Annotated in this window: 20 protein-coding genes; 3 read left to right on the forward strand and 17 right to left on the reverse strand. The window is 62.9% G+C overall.

Features of this window, described 5'->3' with window-relative positions; all coding sequences use genetic code 11:
* Nucleotides 1-564: 564 nt before the first annotated feature.
* The 6 genes from A6D6_RS19365 to ccmA all read right to left on the reverse strand — a co-directional run bounded on the left by A6D6_RS19365 (nt 565) and on the right by ccmA (nt 4,409).
* Entirely contained in the window at nt 565-1,740 is a 1,176-nt protein-coding gene (locus A6D6_RS19365) for a PQQ-dependent sugar dehydrogenase (protein ID WP_236564176.1), read from the reverse strand.
* The gene (gene ccmE, locus A6D6_RS19370) at nt 1,685-2,143 is read right to left on the reverse strand and encodes a cytochrome c maturation protein CcmE (RefSeq protein ID WP_133492703.1); all 459 of its coding nucleotides are present in this window, start codon (nt 2,141-2,143) and stop codon (nt 1,685-1,687) included. The genes A6D6_RS19365 and ccmE overlap by 56 nt, the downstream gene beginning before the upstream one ends.
* The gene (gene ccmD / locus A6D6_RS19375; RefSeq protein WP_022993976.1) at nt 2,127-2,324 is read right to left on the reverse strand and encodes a heme exporter protein CcmD; all 198 of its coding nucleotides are present in this window, start codon (nt 2,322-2,324) and stop codon (nt 2,127-2,129) included. The genes ccmE and ccmD overlap by 17 nt, the downstream gene beginning before the upstream one ends.
* Complete coding sequence (ccmC, locus tag A6D6_RS19380; RefSeq protein WP_133492704.1) at nt 2,324-3,073, reverse strand: heme ABC transporter permease CcmC; 750 nt, start codon at nt 3,071-3,073, stop codon at nt 2,324-2,326. The genes ccmD and ccmC overlap by 1 nt, the downstream gene beginning before the upstream one ends.
* A 62-nt stretch (nt 3,074-3,135) precedes the next feature.
* Nucleotides 3,136-3,807 (reverse strand): heme exporter protein CcmB, encoded by a 672-nt coding sequence (ccmB, locus tag A6D6_RS19385; RefSeq protein WP_133492705.1) that lies wholly within the window; start codon nt 3,805-3,807, stop codon nt 3,136-3,138.
* Nucleotides 3,804-4,409, reverse strand: a complete 606-nt coding sequence (gene ccmA / locus A6D6_RS19390) for a cytochrome c biogenesis heme-transporting ATPase CcmA (protein WP_133492706.1) — start codon at nt 4,407-4,409, stop codon at nt 3,804-3,806. The genes ccmB and ccmA overlap by 4 nt, the downstream gene beginning before the upstream one ends.
* A gap of 99 nt (nt 4,410-4,508) precedes the next feature.
* On the opposite strand from ccmA, the gene A6D6_RS19395 reads away from it, so the two are divergent.
* Both A6D6_RS19395 and sugE read left to right on the forward strand, forming a co-directional pair.
* Nucleotides 4,509-4,979 carry a CYTH domain-containing protein gene (locus tag A6D6_RS19395; protein WP_159661627.1) on the forward strand — a complete coding sequence of 157 codons (471 nt, stop codon included), beginning with the start codon at nt 4,509-4,511 and terminating at the stop codon, nt 4,977-4,979.
* 326 nt (nt 4,980-5,305) lie between these two features.
* Complete coding sequence (sugE, locus tag A6D6_RS19400) at nt 5,306-5,620, forward strand: quaternary ammonium compound efflux SMR transporter SugE (RefSeq protein WP_133492708.1); 315 nt, start codon at nt 5,306-5,308, stop codon at nt 5,618-5,620.
* Here sugE and A6D6_RS19405 read toward each other — a convergent pair.
* Nucleotides 5,604-6,530: a LysR family transcriptional regulator gene (locus A6D6_RS19405; protein WP_133492709.1), complete on the reverse strand. Its 927-nt coding sequence runs from the start codon at nt 6,528-6,530 to the stop codon at nt 5,604-5,606. The genes sugE and A6D6_RS19405 overlap by 17 nt on opposite strands.
* Nucleotides 6,531-6,755: 225 nt before the next feature.
* Between A6D6_RS19405 and metE the strand changes: the two genes are divergently transcribed.
* On the forward strand, nt 6,756-9,044 hold the full coding sequence (gene metE / locus A6D6_RS19410; protein ID WP_133492710.1) for a 5-methyltetrahydropteroyltriglutamate--homocysteine S-methyltransferase: 2,289 nt from the start codon (nt 6,756-6,758) through the stop codon (nt 9,042-9,044).
* Nucleotides 9,045-9,402: 358 nt separating this feature from the next.
* Here the strand turns inward: metE and A6D6_RS19415 are convergent, their stop codons facing one another.
* The 10 genes from A6D6_RS19415 to A6D6_RS21995 all read right to left on the reverse strand — a co-directional run.
* The gene (locus A6D6_RS19415; RefSeq protein ID WP_159661628.1) at nt 9,403-10,551 is read right to left on the reverse strand and encodes a CmpA/NrtA family ABC transporter substrate-binding protein; all 1,149 of its coding nucleotides are present in this window, start codon (nt 10,549-10,551) and stop codon (nt 9,403-9,405) included.
* A 199-nt stretch (nt 10,552-10,750) separates the two neighbouring features.
* Nucleotides 10,751-11,338: an ANTAR domain-containing response regulator gene (locus A6D6_RS19420; RefSeq protein WP_133493592.1), complete on the reverse strand. Its 588-nt coding sequence runs from the start codon at nt 11,336-11,338 to the stop codon at nt 10,751-10,753.
* A 163-nt stretch (nt 11,339-11,501) separates the two neighbouring features.
* A complete protein-coding gene (locus A6D6_RS19425) occupies nt 11,502-12,362 on the reverse strand; it encodes an ABC transporter ATP-binding protein (RefSeq protein WP_159661629.1) in 861 nt (286 codons plus the stop codon).
* 8 nt (nt 12,363-12,370) lie between these two features.
* Nucleotides 12,371-13,372 carry an ABC transporter permease gene (locus A6D6_RS19430; RefSeq protein ID WP_133493588.1) on the reverse strand — a complete coding sequence of 334 codons (1,002 nt, stop codon included), beginning with the start codon at nt 13,370-13,372 and terminating at the stop codon, nt 12,371-12,373.
* A 16-nt stretch (nt 13,373-13,388) separates the two neighbouring features.
* Nucleotides 13,389-14,717, reverse strand: coding sequence for a CmpA/NrtA family ABC transporter substrate-binding protein (locus A6D6_RS19435; RefSeq protein ID WP_439647242.1), 1,329 nt, complete (start codon nt 14,715-14,717; stop codon nt 13,389-13,391).
* Nucleotides 14,718-15,221: 504 nt separating this feature from the next.
* On the reverse strand, nt 15,222-16,226 hold the full coding sequence (locus tag A6D6_RS19440) for a DUF5924 family protein (RefSeq protein ID WP_236564177.1): 1,005 nt from the start codon (nt 16,224-16,226) through the stop codon (nt 15,222-15,224).
* 44 nt (nt 16,227-16,270) lie between these two features.
* Nucleotides 16,271-17,569, reverse strand: coding sequence for a sodium ion-translocating decarboxylase subunit beta (locus A6D6_RS19445; protein WP_133493586.1), 1,299 nt, complete (start codon nt 17,567-17,569; stop codon nt 16,271-16,273).
* A 3-nt stretch (nt 17,570-17,572) separates the two neighbouring features.
* Nucleotides 17,573-19,351: a sodium-extruding oxaloacetate decarboxylase subunit alpha gene (oadA, locus tag A6D6_RS19450; RefSeq protein ID WP_159661631.1), complete on the reverse strand. Its 1,779-nt coding sequence runs from the start codon at nt 19,349-19,351 to the stop codon at nt 17,573-17,575.
* A gap of 17 nt (nt 19,352-19,368) precedes the next feature.
* Nucleotides 19,369-19,614: an OadG family protein gene (locus tag A6D6_RS19455; protein ID WP_159661632.1), complete on the reverse strand. Its 246-nt coding sequence runs from the start codon at nt 19,612-19,614 to the stop codon at nt 19,369-19,371.
* A 54-nt stretch (nt 19,615-19,668) separates the two neighbouring features.
* A partial coding sequence (locus tag A6D6_RS21995) for a hypothetical protein (RefSeq protein WP_236564178.1) occupies nt 19,669-19,869 on the reverse strand: 201 nt, incomplete at its 5' end.

Here is a 19,869-nt window from a genome sequence, read left to right on the forward strand (position 1 = left end):
CGGACGCCGGACGCCGGACGCCGAAAGATGAAAAACCGGGCGCGCCGACTTGGCAAGCAATAAAAACGCTTTTTTATAACCGCCGTCCATGGCGGTCACCCTTTGGGCCATCGCGGAGCAACCTTAAAAATTGCTCCCGGCCATTAGTGTCCCACAATCCGCTGGCACGCTGACACGCAACACGCCGGCACGCCAAACCCAAGGCTCGCTTGCCGGCCTTGGGGACACCAATTCAAAGCAACCCCGTCACGCCGGACTCGATCCGGCATCTCCTTCTACGAAGTTGTGCGCCCCGAAGCGGGAGTTCAATGGTCTTAAGCCAGGAAACGCTCTACCCCGGGATGCCCGAGTGTTTTCAAAGCGTGTTGGCGTGCCAGCGTGTTAGCGGCCCGTTCCACAACGGTGGGACAGCAATGGCTCTCAGCCATTTTTTATGACCGCCGTCCATGGCGGTCACCCTGCGGGCCGTCGCGCAGCAACGTTAAAAATTGCTCCCGGCAATTTTTTATTTCCGCAATACCCGCGGCCCCGGGTTTTGACTATAGCATCCCGCGTCTGACGCGATCAGCTGCCCTGGTAGACCACGCGGTAGATAACACCGGCATAGTCATCGGCGATCAGCAAACTGCCGTCGGCGGCCTGCATGACGTCCGCCGGACGTCCCCAGCGGGTGCCGTCCTCACGCAGCCAGCCGCTGATGAACGGTTGGTAGCCGGTAACCTTGTCGATGCCTTCCACGCCAACCCGGGTGACCCGGTACCCGGCCGGCGTGCTGCGATTCCAGGAACCGTGCTCGGCGATGAAGATGTCACCCCGGTAGTCCTCGGGAAATTGCTCCCCGGTATAGAACGTCATGCCCAAGGGGGCATGGTGCGCCGGCATGGTCCGCATCGGCATGGCGAACTCGCCCGGGTCCTTGTTCTTGCCGAACTCGGGGTCCGGCACCGTGCCACCGTGAATGAAGGGGTAACCGAAATGCTCACCGTCCTCGCGTACCCGGTTGAGCTCCTCCGGCGGGATCTCGTCGCCGAGCATGTCGCGACCATTGTCGGTGAACCACAACTGCCCACTGCGCGGATGGAAATCAAATCCCACCGAATTACGCACTCCGCGGGCCACCGTGGTCATGTCCCCCGAATCCAGGTCATAGCGTTGGATGGTGGCGTAGGGTGCTTCCCGGTCGCAGATGTTGCAGGGCGCGCCCACCGGCACGATCAGCTTCCCTTCCGGGTCGAACGCCAGGTACTTCCAGCCGTGATGGGAGTCGGAGGGAAACCCGTCCGTCACCAGATCCGGGGCCGGCGGATCGTCCAGATGATCGAGAATGTCCGGCAGTGCCAGGATCCGGTTCACCGCCGCCACATAGAGGGTACCGTCGCGATAGGCGATCCCGGAGGGCATGTTAAGCCCTTCCGCCAGCACCCAGGTGTGATCGGCGCGGCCGTCACCGTCGGCGTCGCGAACCGCATACACCTTGCCCTCTTCACGGGAGCCGGCGAACACCGTGCCGTCCTCGGCCTGCGCCAGTTGCCGGGCGTTGGGGACAGCATCGGCGAACACCGTCAGGGTGAATCCCTCGGGCAGAGTCAGGCTGTCCAGGGGCAGGGAGTCGGCCATGGCCGGCACGGCAAAGCCGAGTAACAGGCCGGCCAGCCAGGGTCGACCATGAACGGCGGAAAGGCCGCTATGAGCCCGCGGCGTCCTTCCGCGCGCCAGGGTGTCCTGCTTTTTCCAAGGCATCTTGAACCTCCGGAGGCATGTAGGTCTCATCGTGTTTGGCGAGCACTTCCTCCGCCTCGAACCGTTCCTGGCTCACCAGCGTGCCGTTGGCGACGATACCCTGCCCTTCGCGGAACAGATCCGGCAGGATGCCCTGGTAATGGACGGTGAAGGTGCCCTTGCCGTCGGTGACGTCGAAGGTCACATCCAGAGTCTCGGGGTCGCGTACCACCGATCCCTCCATAACCAGACCCCCCACACGCATTTTAGTGCCCACTGGCGCTTCGCCGCTGACCACCTGCTGCGGGGTAAAAAACAGATTGATGTTCTGGCGCAGCGCGTACACCGCCAGAGCGGTGGCCAGGGCCAGCCCCAGAAACACCGCCAGCACCACGATCAGGCGCTGTTTACGAACCGGATTCATGCTTAACCTCCCGGGTTTCCCGTCGCCACTGGCGAGCCACGTCCTGGCGCACCCGCGCCAGCTTGCGCGCCGCCAGCACCATATTGATCACGATCAGCAGCGCACAAATACCGTAAGCGCTCCAGACATAGGGCCCGTGCCGGCCCATGGCCAGAAATTCCGCGAAGCTGTCGAAATACATCAGTGTCCCTCCACCAGTTTGCGTACCCAGCCGCTGCGGCGCTCCCGGCTCAGCACTTCGGCCCGGGCCCGCATCAGGACGTTGGCGGCGTACAGCAGCCACATGCCCAGCATGCTGATCAGCAGCGGGTACTTCATGGCCGGGTTGATGGAGGATTCGCTGAACAGGTTCAAGGTCGCCCCCTGATGCAGGGTGTTCAGCCACTCCACCGAATACTTCACGATCACCACGTTGATCACCCCGACCAGGGCCAGCAACGAGGCGGCGCGGGCGGCCTGGCGGGGATCACGGATGGCGGACTGCAGCACCATCACGCCGAGATACATGAACAACAGGATCAGCATCGAGGTCAGGCGCGCGTCCCACTGCCAGTAGGTGCCCCAGGTGGGCTTGCCCCAGATCGCGCCGCTGATCAGGGACACCGCCGCCAACACCGCGCCGAACGGCGCCAGCGCCTTGAGCATCACCTCGGCCATTTTCATCCGCCATACCAGGCACACCAGCCCGGCCACGCCCATGGCGATGTAGCCCATCAGGGCGCCGCTGGAAGCGGGAACGTGGAGATAGATAATGCGATAGCTGTCACCCTGGTAACGCTCCACCGGCGCGTAGGCCAGCCCCCATACCAGGCCGATGGCCAGTACGATCAGCGCCAGCGGCCACAGCCACGGCAGCACTATGTCGGCGAACCGGTAAAAGTAGCGGGGCGAGCCCAGTTGGTGATACCAGCGTTTGAGAGTATTCCACATAGCTTCGACTCTGATTTTTTGTCGTCCGCCCGGGCGGTATTTTTTGTCGTCGACCCCGGCGATCAGTCTCCGGCGCTGATCCGCAGGCCCATCGCCACCGCCAGTGGCCCCAGACTCAACGCCAACGCCAGCAGCGCGCCCAATACCGCCAGCAACCCCTGGGTGGGAGAGCCGTCCACGGCGGCGCGCACCACACCGGCGCCGAACACCAGCACCGGAACATAAAGCGGCAGAATCAGCAGCGCCAGCAGAATACCGCCACGATTCAACCCCACGGTCAACGCCGCGCCGATGGCACCGATCACCGTCAGTGTCGGTGTTCCCAACAGCACGCTGTAAGTCAGCGTGGCCAGTGCCGGCACCGGCAACTGCATCATATAACCCAGCAACGGCGCCAGCAGCGCCAGCGGCAGTCCGGTCAGCAGCCAGTGCGCCAGCAGCTTGGCCGACACCGGCAGCACCGACACCACCGGCGCGGTCAGCATCTGATCCAGGGCACCGCTTTCCTGGTCACGGCGGAACAGCCCGTCCAACGACAGCATCACCGCCAGCAGCGCCGCCACCCAGACCACGCCCGGCGCCACCAGCGCCAACAACTCCGGCTTCGGTGACAGCCCCAACGGGAACAGGCTGACCACCACCATGAAAAAGAACAACGGCTGCACCATATCCGCCGGAGATCGCCAGATCAGGGTCAGTTCCCGGCGCAGGGTCGCCCACCAGGGTCCGTTCATGCCGGTGCCTCCGCGCCCAGATGCAGCCGCCGCACATCATCGCCGACCCGGTGGTGGGAGGTATACAGCACTAAAGTGCCGTTGCCGGCGGCATCGCGTATGCGCTGGTCCAGGCGCGCCACGCCGTTCTGGTCGATGGCGGTGTAGGGTTCGTCCAGGATCCACACTTTTTTCGGCGCCAGCCACAGCCGTGCCAGTGCCACCCGGCGCTTCTGACCGGCGGAGAGATGCGCCGCCGGCACGTCTTCGAAACCGTACAGGTCCACCGCGTCCAGGGCCGCGTCCACGTCGCCCGGCTGGTTGTTCAGCGCGGCGCTGAAACGCAGATTCTCACGGGCGGTCAGTTCTTCCCGCACACCGGGCTGATGACCGAGATAGAGCAGGTCCGGCGCCAGCGGTGAATGCCAGCGCACCTCGCCTTCATAGAACCCATGCAATCCCACCAGAATCCGCAGCAGAGTGGTCTTGCCCGCCCCGTTGGCGCCGGTGATCTGCCAGATCTCGCCGGCGCTGGCCTGGAACGCCAGATCACGGAACAGCACGCGCTCATCCCGTTCGCACTGGAGCTGCCGGACGGTCAGACGAAGGGAGTCACAGCTCATGGGGCTCCTGATCGGGAAATAGTGGGCTCGAGTCGGCGGCGCAGTATAGCATGTATTTCCACTACTATTAGTGGGACAAAACAGCATACGGGAGAGACCATGGGCATCGAAATCGAACGCAAATTCCGGGTCCGCGACAGCGCCTTTCTCGACGGCCGCGACGGCGAGCGGCTGACCCAGGGCTACCTCAGCCACGATAAGCGGGCCACGGTACGGGTGCGGATCAAGGGCGAGCAAGCCTGGCTCACCATCAAGGGGGAAACCCACGGCGCCAGCCGCAGCGAGTTCGAATACCCGATCCCGCCCGACGACGCCCGCGCCATGCTCGACGAACTGTGCGGAGAAGGCGTCATCGACAAAACCCGCTACCTCGTTCCTCACCAGGGTCACACCTGGGAGGTGGATGTCTTCCACGGCGATAACCAGGGCCTGATCATCGCCGAACTGGAACTGGACCACGAAGACCAGCCCTTCCCCCACCCCGACTGGCTCGGCGACGAAGTCACCGGCGACCCTCGCTACTACAACAGCGCGCTGAGCAAAACACCGTATAAAACAGTTGATAGTTGACAGTGGACAGTTGACAGCGAAAGACAAAAACAGGTGATCTTTAGCCACTGTGGGAAGCTTGCTTGCAAGCGAATGGAGTTCGTTCAGGCGCTTGACGACATTCGCTTGCAAGCAAGCTTCCCACAGAAAAGGCATGAATCGATTTTGTTGATACGCAAATAGCTTTTGCACTTCCGCATTTCTTTTCGCTGTCAACTATCAACTGATTCACCTATCAACTGCCTTTCCTTTGCTCTATTATGGTGCACGCTCCAAGGACGACCTCGGGGCGCGGCCTTGATGGCCGCTTCTTCCGGGGACGACCCCGCCACGAAAAGGACCTCCTCATGGCGTGGTATCTGCTGTTCCTCGCGGGTTTGCTGGAAACCGGCTGGGCCATCGGGCTCAAATACACCGAGGGTTTCACCCGCCCGCTCCCCTCCGTGCTGACCATCACGGCCATGGCCATCAGTTTCTGGCTGCTGGCCACGGCGATGAAAACCCTGCCGGTGGGCACCGCCTACGCGGTATGGACCGGCATCGGCGCCACCGGCGCGGTGATCCTCGGTATCGTGCTGTTCCAGGAGCCGGCGACGCTGGCGCGTCTGTTGTGCGTGGTCGCCATTGTCGGCGGCATTATTGGTCTCAAGCTGGTCGGCTGACCTGGCGGATGCCGGACAGATGTTCGAAGCACAGCGCCTCGGCGGTCTCCATGAAATCCTGAATGAAGGGCACCGCCTGATCGCCCTGGCGTACCGCGGCATACAAGGTACGCCAGACCCCCTCCTCGCCCAGTCGCACGCTGTTCACCAGCCCCAGATCGAGGTACTCGGTGAGCGCCCAGTTCGGTAGCGCCGCCACGCCACGTCCCGCCGCCACCAATTGCACCATCATCGGCGTCAACTCGGCGGTGCGCACGGAACCAGGCGCCATTCCCGCGGGATCGAGAAAGGCGGTGAACACGTCCAGCCGTTCGCGCTCCACCGGATAAGTAATCAAGGTCTGTTCCGCCAGTGCCCCCGGCTCGATGAAGCGCCGCGCCGCCCATTCACTGTCACGCGCCACCGCCAACACCAGCTCATAGCGGAACAGCGGCAGGTAGCACACCGCCGGGTCGTCCACCGGGTCCGACGTCACCACCATGTCCAGATCGCCCCGGGTCAGCGCGGTCAGCGGCTCGAAGCCGAAGGCGGCGGACAGATCCAGCTCCACTTCCGGCCAGTCCTCGCGGAAGCGATCCAGCGCCGGCATCAGCCACTGGAAGCAGGAGTGGCATTCAATGGCGATGTGCAGGCGGCCGCTATCCCCGGCGGAAAGCCGTTTCAGTTCGGTCTCGGTTTTCTTCACCAGTGGCAGAATCTGCCGCGCCAACGCCAGCAGACGGGCGCCGGCGGTGGTGAAACGCACCGGCCGGGTACGCCGCACGATCAGTTCCAGTCCCAGCCGGTGCTCCAGATCCTTCAATTGATGCGACAACGCCGACTGGGTGACATGCAGCCGCTCCGCGGCTTCCACCAGGGAGCCGGCATCGTCGATGGCCTGGAGAGTCCGCAGGTGGCGTAGTTCCAACATGGTCAGAGGCTCCCACGCCACACGCCGACACACCCGCACGCTAGCCCTGGGCCCCCTGCTCCAATCGCCTCAATCATGAGAATTCCTCATTTTCAACTTTAGATATTTGATTTTGCCTCATACCCCAAGGTCCGCACAATGTCCCTCATCCCTGCCTGACGCCAGTTGCCCCTGGCATGCCGGCGTGCAGGCGTGTCGTGTGTCAGCGAATTTAAAGGACCGATCATGACCACCTTGCACAATCTGGGCTTCCCGCGCATCGGCGCCCGCCGGGAATTGAAACAGGCACAGGAAGCCTACTGGGGCGGTACCCTGCAACAAAGCGAACTGGAACATGTTGGCCGCAGTCTGCGCGAGCGGCACTGGGCCCTGCAGGCACAGGCCGGCGTCGATCTGCTGCCGGTGGGCGACTTCGCCTGGTACGACCAGATTCTGGAATTCTCCTGCCTGCTCGGCGTGGTGCCGGCGCGCTTCGGCCAGGACGCCGCTGCCGACGTGGATCTGGATACCCTGTTCCGCATGGCCCGTGGCCGCGCGCCCACCGGCACCCCGGCGGCCGCCTGCGAAATGACCAAGTGGTTCGACACCAACTACCATTACATCGTGCCGGAACTGGCCGCCGATCAGAACTTCCGCATCGCCCGCGAGAGTCTGTTCGAGCAGGTGGAGGAAGCCAAGGCGCTCGGACACCAGCCGAAACCAGTGATCCCCGGCCCGCTGACTTACCTTTACCTGAGCAAGGGCGAGGGTTTCGACGGCGCCGATGACAGCGCCAAGCTGGCTCTGCTGGAGACTCTGATTCCGGTTTACCGCCGGATTCTGCAGCGGCTGGCGGATCAAGGCGTGCAATGGGTGCAGATCGACGAGCCGATCCTGGTGCTGGATCTGCCCGACGCCTGGCAGCGCGCCTACCTGCGGGTGTATGACCAACTGGCCGCCGCCAGCACCGCCCGTCTGCTGCTGGCCACCTATTTCGGCGCGCTGAAGAACAACCTGTTCACCGCCCTGGAACTGCCGGTGGCCGGCCTGCACCTGGACCGGGTACGCGGCGATGACGATCTGGAACAGGTGATCGGTCGGCTCGGCGACAAAGTACTCTCCCTCGGCTACATCAACGGCCGCAATATCTGGCGTACCGATCTCGACGCCGCCCTGTCGGCGCTGCAACCGGTCAAGGACGCACTCGGCGACCGTCTGTGGCTGGCGCCCTCCTGTTCCCTGCTGCACAGCCCGGTGGACCTGGACCAGGAAGACAAGCTCGACAGCGAACTGAAAAGCTGGCTCAGCTTCGCCAAACAGAAGCTGGACGAACTGGCGCTGCTGGGCGGCGCGCTGGACGGCGATGCCGCCGCCGAGTCGGGCCTGCAAGCACAACGCGAGGCACTGCGGGCACGCGCCGAATCCATCCGTATCCACAACCCGGCGGTGGCCGAGCGGATCGCCGCCAGCGGCGATCTTTCCCGCGACCGTCTGAGCCCGTTCGCGGAACGTATCGCCAAACAACAGGACGCGCTGAAGCTGCCGGCGTTCCCCACCACCACCATTGGCTCCTTCCCGCAGACCCGGGAAATCCGCGAAGCGCGCCGGGACTGGAAAGCCGGCAAGCTCGACGACGCCGCCTACACCGAACAGATGAAGCAGGAAATCGCCCGCTGCATCCGTTATCAGGAAGAAGTGGAACTGGACGTGCTGGTGCACGGTGAAGCCGAACGCAATGACATGGTGGAGTACTTCGGTGAGCTGCTGGAGGGCTTCGCCTTCACCCGCTTCGGCTGGGTGCAAAGCTACGGTTCCCGTTGCGTGAAACCGCCGATCATTTTCGGCGACGTGCAGCGTCCCAACCCGATGACGGTGGAATGGGCCCGCTACGCCCAGTCCCTGACCGATAAACCGGTGAAGGGCATGCTCACCGGACCGGTGACGATTCTGCAATGGTCCTTCGTGCGCGACGATCAGCCCCGCTCGGAAACCTGCAAGCAGATCGCCCTGGCCCTGCGTGACGAGGTGCGGGATCTGGAAAGCGCCGGCATCAAGGTGATTCAGATCGACGAGCCGGCCCTGCGCGAAGGCCTGCCGCTGCGCCAGGGGGAATGGCAGGCCTATCTGGACTGGGCGGTGGACTGCTTCCGTCTGGCCACCGTCGGTGTGGACGATGACACCCAGATCCATACCCACATGTGCTATTCCGAGTTCAACGACATCATCGAGGCGATCGCCGCGCTGGACGCGGACGTGATCACCATCGAGACCTCCCGCTCCAACATGGAGCTGCTGGACGCGTTCCGCGACTTCCAATACCCCAACGACATCGGTCCGGGGGTGTATGATATCCACTCCCCCAACGAACCGGACGTGGCCTGGATGGTCGGCTTGATGGAAAAAGCCGCCGAGCGGCTGCCGAAGGAACGCTTGTGGGTCAACCCGGATTGCGGCCTGAAAACCCGCAAGTGGGAGGAAACCCAGGGCGCCCTGGCCAACATGGTGGCCGCCGCCAAACAACTACGCACGGGGTAAAAACGGTCCATGGCGGCTTAGCGGGAGCCGTCATCCTCCATCAGGGACAGCGGAGCCGCGTTACGCCTTTGCGGGAACACCGTGAAGCAGAGTCCCGCAAAGGCGTAACGCGGCTCCGCTTCGAGTGAATCGCCGCTTTCCGAGCCTCAACAACGACGGACCTTTCAGGAAAGGTATTCGCTGCCAAGGCAGCTCCCACGGCGGCTTCGTAGCTCCTGCTGTGGGAAGATGTCCGGGCGGCGCTCCGCTTGGCGGCGAATCGGCGTTATTGCGTGTAAGCAGACTGTTTCGCAGCTGCCCGACAGTCGTACTCCGCTGCCCTTGATGGAGGGTAATCCGATCCCGATTGTCGCCTCACTCACTCCACCTGCAACAACCGGTCCGGCCCCAGTTCCACCGGGGCCAGATCGCCGGGTAACCGCCATTGGCCGGCATGCCGTTCCGCCGGCTTGTGGTCCACCTCCGGCAGGTTGGTCAGATCACGCACCGCGTCCCGATACAGGTCGGTGCGGTAGCATTGCGCGGCGAAAGTGCTTTTCTCCTCGATGCGGCCTTGCCGCCATCGCTGCATCTCCCCAAGCAGAAACTCCGCGTCCGAACGCCACGGGAAATTGGCTTGATAGGCGGAAAACACGTGAAAATGATGACGCGGGAACGGCTGGCCGGTGAGCCCGCCGGGCAAGCGCTGGGAAAACGGCGCGCCGATCACTTCCGCCGGCAGGCCCAGCCAGGCCGGATGCGCCAGCCACTCCAGACACGCCTGCAGATGTTCATCGGCATGGGTCGCCGCCCGATACAGGGCGCGCAGAAGAGCACGATGGGTATCCGGATGGGCCGCCGCCCACTCACGGGTCACCGCCAGCACTTTTTCCGGCGCGTTTTCCCAGATCTGGTAGCCGGACAGAAGGCAATGTCCGGCGCCGGTAAGCGCCGCCAGACTGTTCCAGGGTTCGCCCACACAGAAACCGTCGATGTGACCGAGCCGTAAATGATCCACCATTTGCGACGGCGGCAGCACCACCAGTTTGACGTCGTGGTCCGGATCGAGCCCCGCCACCGCCAGCCAGTGGCGCAGCTGATAAGCGTGGCAGGAAAAAGGAAACACCACCGCCAGTACCAGCGGCGCGTCACCGGCGCTGGCACGGGCCGCCACCAGCTTGTTCAGCGCCGCCGCCATGTCCTGGGGCGAAGGCCCGGATGCCAACGCGCACAGACCGTGATACAGCATCGGCGACACGGTCACGCCATTACCGTTGACGCCCATGGAGAAGGCGGTGGCCAACGGCTTCTTGATGCAACCCAGGCCGAGGGAGGTGCCCAGTAACATGGGAGCCAGCATCGGCGCCGCGTTCACCTGCCCCACCAGCAAACGGTCGCGCAAGCTGGCCCAGCTCCATTCCGGTTGCAGTTCCACGTCCAGACCTTCGTCGGCGAAATAACCGGCTTGCTGGGCCACCACCAACGGCAGGCTGTCGGTGAGCGGCATATAGCCGATGCGGAGTTTCATGGCGCTTGCTCCGCAAGTGCCGCCAGACGCCGGACGCTGGATGCCGGACGCTCTGAACGCGCCGCCTCTTCCCTACATAGGAATACTGGCAACGGCCAGACTCCGATCGAACTGTATCGCACTTCAAACAAAGTCATTCTCCTTGTGGGCCTGCGATTTTCGTGGCCGGCGTCAAGCGTCCAGCGTCCGGCGCCTTTCATCACCCCTGGGCTTTCAACAAATCGGCGTAATCCAGCACCGAACGGGCAACCTGTATCAGCGGTTGCCCGGTATTCATGGCCTGACGGCGCAGCATGGCGTAGGCGTCCTGTTCATTGAGGCGACGCCGTTGCATCAACAAACCCTTGGCGCGCTCGATCAGCTTGCGTTCCTCCAGCGCCTCACGAGTCCGTTCCAGTTCTTCTCTCAAGGCCTGATATTCACGGAAGCGAGCGGTGGCCACGCGCATCACGCTGCGCACCCGGGACAGATCGGTCTCCCCCGCCACGTAGGCACTGACCCCGGCGCGCAACGCGGCGACAATCAGCGCCTCATCGTCCTGGCCACAGAACATGACGATCGGGCGTGGCATATCGCGTTGCACCAACGCCATGCTCTCCAGCGTGTCCCGGTCCGGTGCGTTCATATCGACGATCACCATGTCGGGATTGCAGGCCATCACCTTTTGAGACAGACCGGCGGCGCTGGTGAGCCGGCACAGAATGACATGGCCCTCGTCTTCCAGCGCCCGCTCAAGCATGGCCGCCCGTGGCGGCTGGTCATCCACCAGCATGATCTTCAATGGCATCGGCTCGTCGGCATCCCTGGTTGGTGTAAAGCCCATGGTCAGGCGCGGCTTTCCTCGTCTTCCTCAGGGAAGCAACCGCTATGCCAAAGACCATCAGCGCCGGTTTCCGTGGTCGGCCCCACGCCGAGGCGGGCGCCAGGCACCATTGCGGTGCACGATCCGCTCATCCTCTGCCCCGTGGTGGCGCATCGGTGCCGGTGAGACAGGAGGGCGCGGGCTCTTGCCGGCCGGGCAGCGGCGTCACCTTGCGCTGCTTCTCATACAAGAAGCGCAGCACTTTTTGCCGGCAGCGGTGGTAGCCAGGATCGTCGGCCAGCGCCACCCGGTCGCGGGGCCTCGGTAATGTCACCGGCAGCACTTCGCCAATGGTGGCGGACGGGCCATTGCTCATCATCACGATGCGATCGGACAACAACACCGCCTCGTCCACATCATGGGTAATCATGATCACGGTGGTGCCCAGTTGCGCGTGAATGGCCATCAGCGAATCCTGCAGATGGGCGCGGGTGAGCGCGTCCAGTGCTCCGAAGGGTTCATCCATGAGCAACACACGCGGCTGCATCGCCAATGCCCGGGCAATGCCCACCCGCTGCTTCATGCCACCGGAAATCTCCCGCGGCGTCTTGCCCATGGCATGCCCCATGTGCACCAGCTCCAGGTTATGCGCCACCCAGTCACGCATTTCCTTTTTGCTCTTTTGTTTTCGGAACACCTGCCGCACCGCCAGTTCCACGTTTTCGAAGGCCGTCAGCCACGGCAGCAGCGAGTGATTCTGGAATACCACCGCCCGCTCCGGGCCGGGCTCGCCGACTTCCCGGCGGTCCAGAATCACACCGCCGTCGGTGGCACGCAGCAGCCCGGCGACAATATTCAGCACGGTGGATTTGCCACAGCCGGAGTGCCCGATCAGCGACACGAATTCGCCGGCGGCGATTTTCAGATTCACGTCCTTCAGAGCCTCGAAACGCCCCGTTGGTGTATCGAAGGCCATGCCCACGTTGGACAATTCCAATAACGCTGTCATACCTCCCCCTAACGCCGCGCGGCGCTCTTGTCCCAAACCAGAAATCGCTGCAACGCCAGCATCAGCCGGTCCAGTAGAAAGCCGATCAGACCGATCACCAGCACCGCCACCATGATGCGGCCCAGGGACTGGGAACTGCCGTTCTGGAATTCATCCCAGACGAATTTTCCCAACCCTGGGTTCTGCGCCAGCATTTCCGCCGCGATCAGCACCATCCAGGCCACCCCGAGGCTCAAACGCAGGCCGGTGAACATCATCGGCAACGCCGAAGGCAACACGATGCGCCGAACATGCTCGAAGGCGTTGAGGCGCAAGACCCGTGACACGTTGATCAGATCACTGCTCACCGAGGTCACCCCCACCGCGGTGTTCAACAAGGTGGGCCACAGACAGCAGAGCGTGACGGTGAACATGGAGTTGAGAAACGACTTGGCGATCCACGGATCGCCGCTGGTATAAACCGCGCTGACCACCATGGTCACCAACGGCAACCAGGCCAGTGGCGACACCGGTTTGAAAATCTGGATCAACGGATTCACCGCCGCGTGCAGGCCGGCACTCAGCCCGACCACGATCCCCAACGGTATCGCCAGCGCCGAGGCCAGCAGAAAACCGCTCATCACGGTAATCAGGCTGGTGCCGATCTGGTCGAAAAAGGTGGGCGCGCCGGTGTAGTCCCGACGCACCGGTTGCCAATCGGGCTGCTGTGCCAGGCGTGTCTCGATGTATTTCTCCTGACGCTCATGGAAAGCCACCTCCCGCTGACGCGCTTCACGATGCTCCTGATAGAGCGCCTGGGTCTGCTCCCAGACGGTGGCGGGGCCGGGGAATTGTCCCAGCGAGGTTTGAATATTCCGCGCCGCCCAATGCCACAGCAGTAAAAACAACAGGATTCCCAGCAACGGCCAGACCAGTTGCCGCAGGACGGCTTGCTGTTGCGCTGGCCCGGCCTTGCCGCGCATCAGATCGCGACAGGACGCCAGCCAGTCCGGCAGTGTCATTGTTACCATGAAGCCTCCTCGCCGCTCAGAGACGGTCGCCTTCTTTCAAGCCGATGGGGAATTGGTCCAGATAGGTATTCGGGTGACGGCCGTCATAGGTAATGCCGTCGATGAACTCGCTTTGCGGCGGTTTGAAACCGTCCTCGCTGTCGAAGTCGGGAAAGTCATCCGCGCTCATCTTGCCTTCTTCGATCAGTGCCTCGGCGGCGGCGACGTAGACATCGGGCCGATACACTTTGCGCGCGGTTTCCAGATACCAACTGTCCGGTTTGCTTTCGCTGATCTGCCCCCAGCGGCGCATTTGCGTCAAATACCAGATGGCATCGGAGTAGTACGGGTAGGTGGCGTTATGGCGGAAGAATACGTTGAAATCCGGCACCGGCCGGGCGTCGCCTTTCTCATACTCGAAGGTGCCGGTCATGGAATTGGCGATCACCTCCTCGTCGGCGCCGACGTAGTTGGGACGAGCAAGGATTTTCACCGCCTCGGCACGATTGGCGTTATCGTTTTCGTCCAGCCATTTGGCGGCGCGAATCAGCGCCTTGACCACGCGGATATGGGTGTTGGGGTAGTGATCCGCCCACGCCTTGCTGACACCGAACACCTTTTCCGGATTGTTTTTCCAGATTTCGTAGTCGGTGATCACCGGCACGCCGATGCCCTTGAACACCGCTTGCTGGTTCCAGGGCTCGCCCACGCAATACCCGTGAATGGTGCCCGCCTCCAGGGTCGCCGGCATTTGCGGCGGTGGCGTTACCGACAGCAACACATCCGCCTGCAACTGGCCGCTGGTATCGCCTTTGTGCGGCGCATAGAAGCCGGGATTCAATCCGCCCGCGGCAAGCCAGTAACGCAACTCGTAGTTGTGTGTGGACACGGGAAATACCATGCCCATGCGGAACGCCTTGCCTTCCTTGCGGTAGGCTTCCACCACCGGTTTCAGAGTGTCCGCCTTGATCGGATGCACCGGTTTGCCGTCCCGCTCCGGAATCGACGCCTTCATCGCCCGCCAGACCTCATTGGAAACGGTAATACCGTTACCGTTCAGATCCATGCTGAACGCGGTGATGATATGAGCCTGGGTGCCATAACCAATAGTGGCGCCCAAGGGCTGTCCGGCCAGCATATGGGCGCCGTCCAGCTGCCCGTCGATGACCCGGTCCAGCAGCACTTTCCAGTTGGCCTGGGCTTCCAGCGTCACGAACAGCCCTTCTTCCTCGAAGTAGCCTTTCTCGTAGGCCACCGCCAGTGGCGCCATGTCGGTCAATTTTATGAAGCCGAATTTCAGTTCCGCCTTCTCCGGCCAGCCCACGGTCTCGGCCAGGGCCGGCATCGCCACCAGCCCCATCAGCATCGCCAGCCGGCGGCACCACCGTTGAATTCCCATCATGCGTCACACCCCTTCCGTACTTCGAATTGCCCGACCTTAAAAATGGACGGTGGCCATAAAAAAAGCGCCCGAGAACGATCGGCGGATACCACCGAACGTTCTTGAGCGCCTTTGCTCGTGATCGCGCCACCGCCATTGGTGGCACTCTCACTGGTTTGTCATTCCGGGCTAGACAGGAGCAAACCCTGTGCCAAAAGGGAAAAACCTTTCAGCTCAGCCAGTTAGCAGGGCAAGGGGGAAAAACCGGAGAACACGGACGTAACCAAAACAGGGAAGACGCACCAATTCGGCGCCGATTCGGCGTGCCGATTCAGGGCAGGATTCTCCGACAGGCTGGGCCCGAAGCCGATTCGCGGGCTTTGGAGACATAAACTTGCCACGGTATTCGCTGCCAAGGCAGCTTCCCACAGCGGCTCCGTAATCCCCCTCTGTGGGAAGCTGCCTTGGCAGCGAAGAGGCCTGCCGGTATCAGGGCGTCACATCGAAACGCAGAACGCCAATCACCTGCCCTCTGCCGGTCCGCACTTCCACTCGCCAGCGGCCTTCGGCGTGATCCGGGAAATGCCGTTTGTGGGACCAGGTGCGATAGCCTTCCTGGCGGCCGCCGGTGAGTTCCAGGCCGATCCGGTCCACCAGTTGGCCATCGTGGTACCAGTAATGATCGACCGGCTGCCCCAGTCCCAGCGGGGCGCGGATCGCGGTATAGGCGAACAGCCCACCGCTCAGCTCGGAGGCATCGAAGCGGGTACCGGTCACCAGCGGTTCGCGGCGCTCGCGATTGAGCGTCAACGCCATGGTCCGGTGTTCCAATGACAGGGTCAGAGGCGGCACCAGCCGGGCTCCCCACAGCGGGACGCTGGCGATCACCACCGAGAACAACACCAGTGCCACCCAGCGATACACCGGGCGCGGCCCACCCACGCGCCAGAAGCTGGGCAACGCGACCAGGGCGGTGAGAATGGCGGCACCGTCCAGGGCCAGGTTGGTGGGCACCTTGACGATCAGAGGCAATAACACCAGCAACGCCACGAACAGTGCCCAGGCGTGGTAGCCAAAATACAGCGCCCGGTGCGCCGCCAGCCGGAAATACAGGGGATCGACGATACTGACCAGCGCGCTGGTCACCACCAGCCCCGTGAACAGCACATAGGCGGCGCCACCGGACCATTGCAGCAGAATGAACGGCAGCGTGAAGAAGAAGGCTTCCTGGTGCACCCCCTGGAGCATCAGTTTCAACGCCCCTTGGGACAGCTTCTGCATGGCCGGGCCGCGTAAAAACCGCGACCACAGCCCCTCGGTGAGCAGCGCCAGCCAGGTGGTGACCAGGATCACCGTCAGCACCGTAGCCAGCCAGGGTTTGCGTTCCACCAGGAAATAACTGCTCAGACCGAGCAGAAAGCTGCCCACCGCCCACAGGTAGCGCAAGCGGTGAAAGCGGCGTATCAGGGCGTCAAGCCACGTGGAGTTCATCATCACCCGGAGTGGTTATAGGGGGCTCCAGGATACCGATAGCGGTGTCAGCCCACCATGTTCAACAGCACACCGGCGGCCACCGCCGAACCGATCACGCCGGCCACATTGGGGCCCATGGCGTGCATAAGCAGGTGATTGTGCGGATTGGACTCCAGCCCCACCCGGTTGGCCACCCGCGCCGCCATCGGCACCGCGGAAACCCCGGCGGCGCCAATGATCGGGTTCACCGGCACCTTGCCGACGGCGTTCATCAACCGGGCCATCAATACACCGGAGGCGGTACCGATGACGAAGGCCGCCAGCCCCAGCAACAGGATGCCCAGGGTTTCCAGCACGAGGAAGCTCTCGGCGCTGAGTTTGGCGCCCACCGCCAGTCCCAGCAGGATAGTGACCGTATTGATCAAAGCGTTGCTGGTGGTGTCCACCAGACGGCTGACCACGCCGGCCTCGCGCATCAGGTTGCCGAAGCAGAACATGCCCAGCAGCGGTGCCGCGTCCGGCAACAACAGGGCCACCAGGATCAGCAGCAGCACCGGGAACAGTATTTTTTCCAGGCGGCCCACCGGGCGCAGCTGCTCCATGCGGATTTCCCGCTCCTTGCGGGTGGTGAGCAGACGGATCACCGGTGGCTGGATCAGCGGCACCAGGGCCATATAGGAATAGGCGGCCACGGCAATGGCGCCAAGCAGATCCGGTGCCAGGCGGGCGGTGACGTAGATACTGGTGGGGCCGTCGGCGCCACCGATAATACCGATACTGGCGGCATCGGCGAGAGAGAAGTCCATGCCCACCGCGTTCAGCGCCAAGGCGCCGAGCAGCGCGGCGAATATGCCGAACTGGGCGGCGGCGCCAAGCAACAAGGTGCGCGGGTTGGCCAGCAGCGGGCCGAAATCGGTCATCGCTCCGACGCCCATGAAAATCAGCAGCGGGAACACACCGGTGGTGAGCCCCACGGTGTAGATCAGGTACAGCAGGCCATCGTTGAAGTTGGCGTCGGTGGCCAGACTGTGCAACTGCGACTGCAACGCCGGTGCCGCATCGTGATAAGCCCGCATCAGGGCCTTCACGCCCGTCGCCGGGTCGACACCAAGAGCGGAAGCCATCTGTGCCAGCAAGGCACCGTCGCCGAAGTGCAGCGCCTGGCTCACCGCCGACTCCGCCAGGCCCGCCACCGGAATGTTGGCGAGAATACCGCCAAAGCCGATCGGCACCAGCAACAGCGGTTCAAAATTCTTGCGGATGGCCAGGTACAGCAACACCAGACCGACCGCGATCATCACCGCCTGGCCCCAGGTCAGGTGATACAAACCGGTGCTGTGCCAGAGACTGAGCAACGCATCCATGGATCAGTCTCCTATCACCAGCAGAACGTCGCCCACCGCCACCGCGTCGCCGCTTTTGACGCGGACCTCCCGGACCGTGCCGGCGCGGTGGGCGGACACATCGGTCTCCATTTTCATCGCTTCCAGCACCAGCACTTTCCGCCCCGGTTCGACCTTGTCGCCGGGTTTGACCAGCACCTCGAAGATGTTACCGGCCAGCGGGGCATTCAGTGGTTCTCCGGCGCCACCGCCCTGGGAGGCCGATGCGGCGGCCGGCGCCTGGACACCATTCTCGGACAACGGTCGGATGCCCTCGACATCACCGCCATCCGCCACCGACACCACATAGCTCTGCCCTTCCACGGTAACGGTATAGACCCCCTCGCCTTTGCCATCGCCGTCTTCTTCCGGCGCCGGTTCAAAGGCCGCCGCATTGCCACGGTTGGCCAGAAATTTGAGCCCCACCTGAGGAAACAGCGCATAGGTAAGCACATCGTCCAGACGCTGCTCGCCCTGTGCCAGCGAGACATTCTGCTGCCGCGCGTTGTCTTCCAGTTCCTGCTGCAACCGCGCCAGTTCGGGTTCCAGCAGATCCGCCGGGCGGCAGGTCACCGGCTCGTCGCCTTCCAGCGCCCGCGTCTGCAATTCCGCGTTGAACGCCGCCGGCGCCAGGCCGTATTCGCCGCGCAGCACGCCACGGGTTTCCTTACTCAAGGCCTTGTAGCGCTCGCCGGCAAGCACGTTCAGCACTGCCTGGGTGCCGACAATCTGCGACGTGGGGGTCACCAGCGGAATGTAGCCCAGGTCCTTGCGCACTCGCGGGATTTCTTCCAACACCTCATCGAAGCGCTCCTCCGCGTTCTGCTCACGCAGTTGGCTTTCCATATTGGTGAGCATGCCGCCGGGCACCTGTGCCACCAGAATGCGTGAGTCGACACCACGCAGGCTGCCTTCGAAGCGGGCGTACTTGAGCCGCACCTGGCGAAAGTAAGCGGCGATGTCTTCCAGACGCTTCAGATCCAGTCCGGTATCCCGTTCCGTTCCCTGCAGCATCGCCACCACCGTTTCGGTGGGGCTGTGTCCGTAGGTCATCGACATGGAGGAAATCGCGGTATCGACGTTGTCGATGCCGGCTTCCGCCGCCTTCAGCGCGGTGGCGGTGGACAGTCCGGTGGTGGCATGACAATGCAGGTGTACCGGTATGGACAAGTCCGCCTTGAGACGCTTCACCAACTCATAGGCGATATTGGGGGTCAATAACCCCGCCATATCCTTGATCGCCACCGAATCAGCGCCCATGGCTTCGATCCGTTTGCCCTGCTTCACCCACACCTCCAGGGTGTGCACCGGGCTGACCGTGTAAGCGATGGTGCCCTGGGCATGCCCGCCCTGCTTGATCACCGCCGCCACCGCGCGCTCGATATTGCGCATGTCGTTCATGGCGTCAAAGATACGGAACACGTCCACGCCGTTTTTCACCGCGCGCTCGACAAAGGCGTCCACCACGTCATCGCCGTAGTGGCGGTAACCAAGCAGATTCTGCCCGCGCAACAGCATTTGCTGTGGCGTGTTCGGCATGGCCTTTTTCAGTTCCCGAATGCGTTCCCAGGGATCTTCCCCAAGGTAACGGATGCAGGCGTCGAACGTGGCGCCGCCCCAGGATTCCATAGACCAATAACCGATCTGGTCAAGCTTCTCGGCGATGGGCAGCATGTCATCCAGACGCAGGCGCGTGGCCAGCAGGGACTGATGGGCATCGCGCAGGACGACATCGGTGATGCGCAGGGGTTGGGTCGCGGTCATGGGAGGTTCCGATCGGCTCAGGGGCGGGTAGCCCGATGTTGTCGAATGGCGGCCTGAATCGCGGCCAGAACTTGCTGAGACGGTTGTTCGGCGGAGGAAGCCGGGTTGTCCGTAGCGGCGGGTGGCGCCGTGGCAGCCGGCGCGAATCGGTTAATCAGCGCGGCCATGGTCACCATCACACCCACCAGAATCAGCAGGAAGGTCATCACCACTCCCATACCGAGCAGCATCAACTCCAGACCCTGGGACAGTAATGCGGTCATCAGGCGCTCCCCCTGTAGGATTCAGCGTCGGGCCTTGGCGGCCTCGTGATATTTCTAGCCGCCTTTTGGGCAGCAAAAGCCATCTCTTGTGCGGCGCAATGTAGCGGCATTGTCGACAACAGGCAAGATGGCGGATTGGACGATTTTTTCTGCTAAAGGTCGGAAACGCAGTGTTAACGGGGCTTCGAGGTGTTCAGGGGAAAAGTTCTTAGCTGTGGATATTGGGAAGTTGTCGACATTCGGACGCCGGACGCC

The organism is Alcanivorax xiamenensis (genome assembly GCF_009846745.1).
Taxonomy (GTDB): domain Bacteria; phylum Pseudomonadota; class Gammaproteobacteria; order Pseudomonadales; family Alcanivoracaceae; genus Alloalcanivorax; species Alloalcanivorax xiamenensis.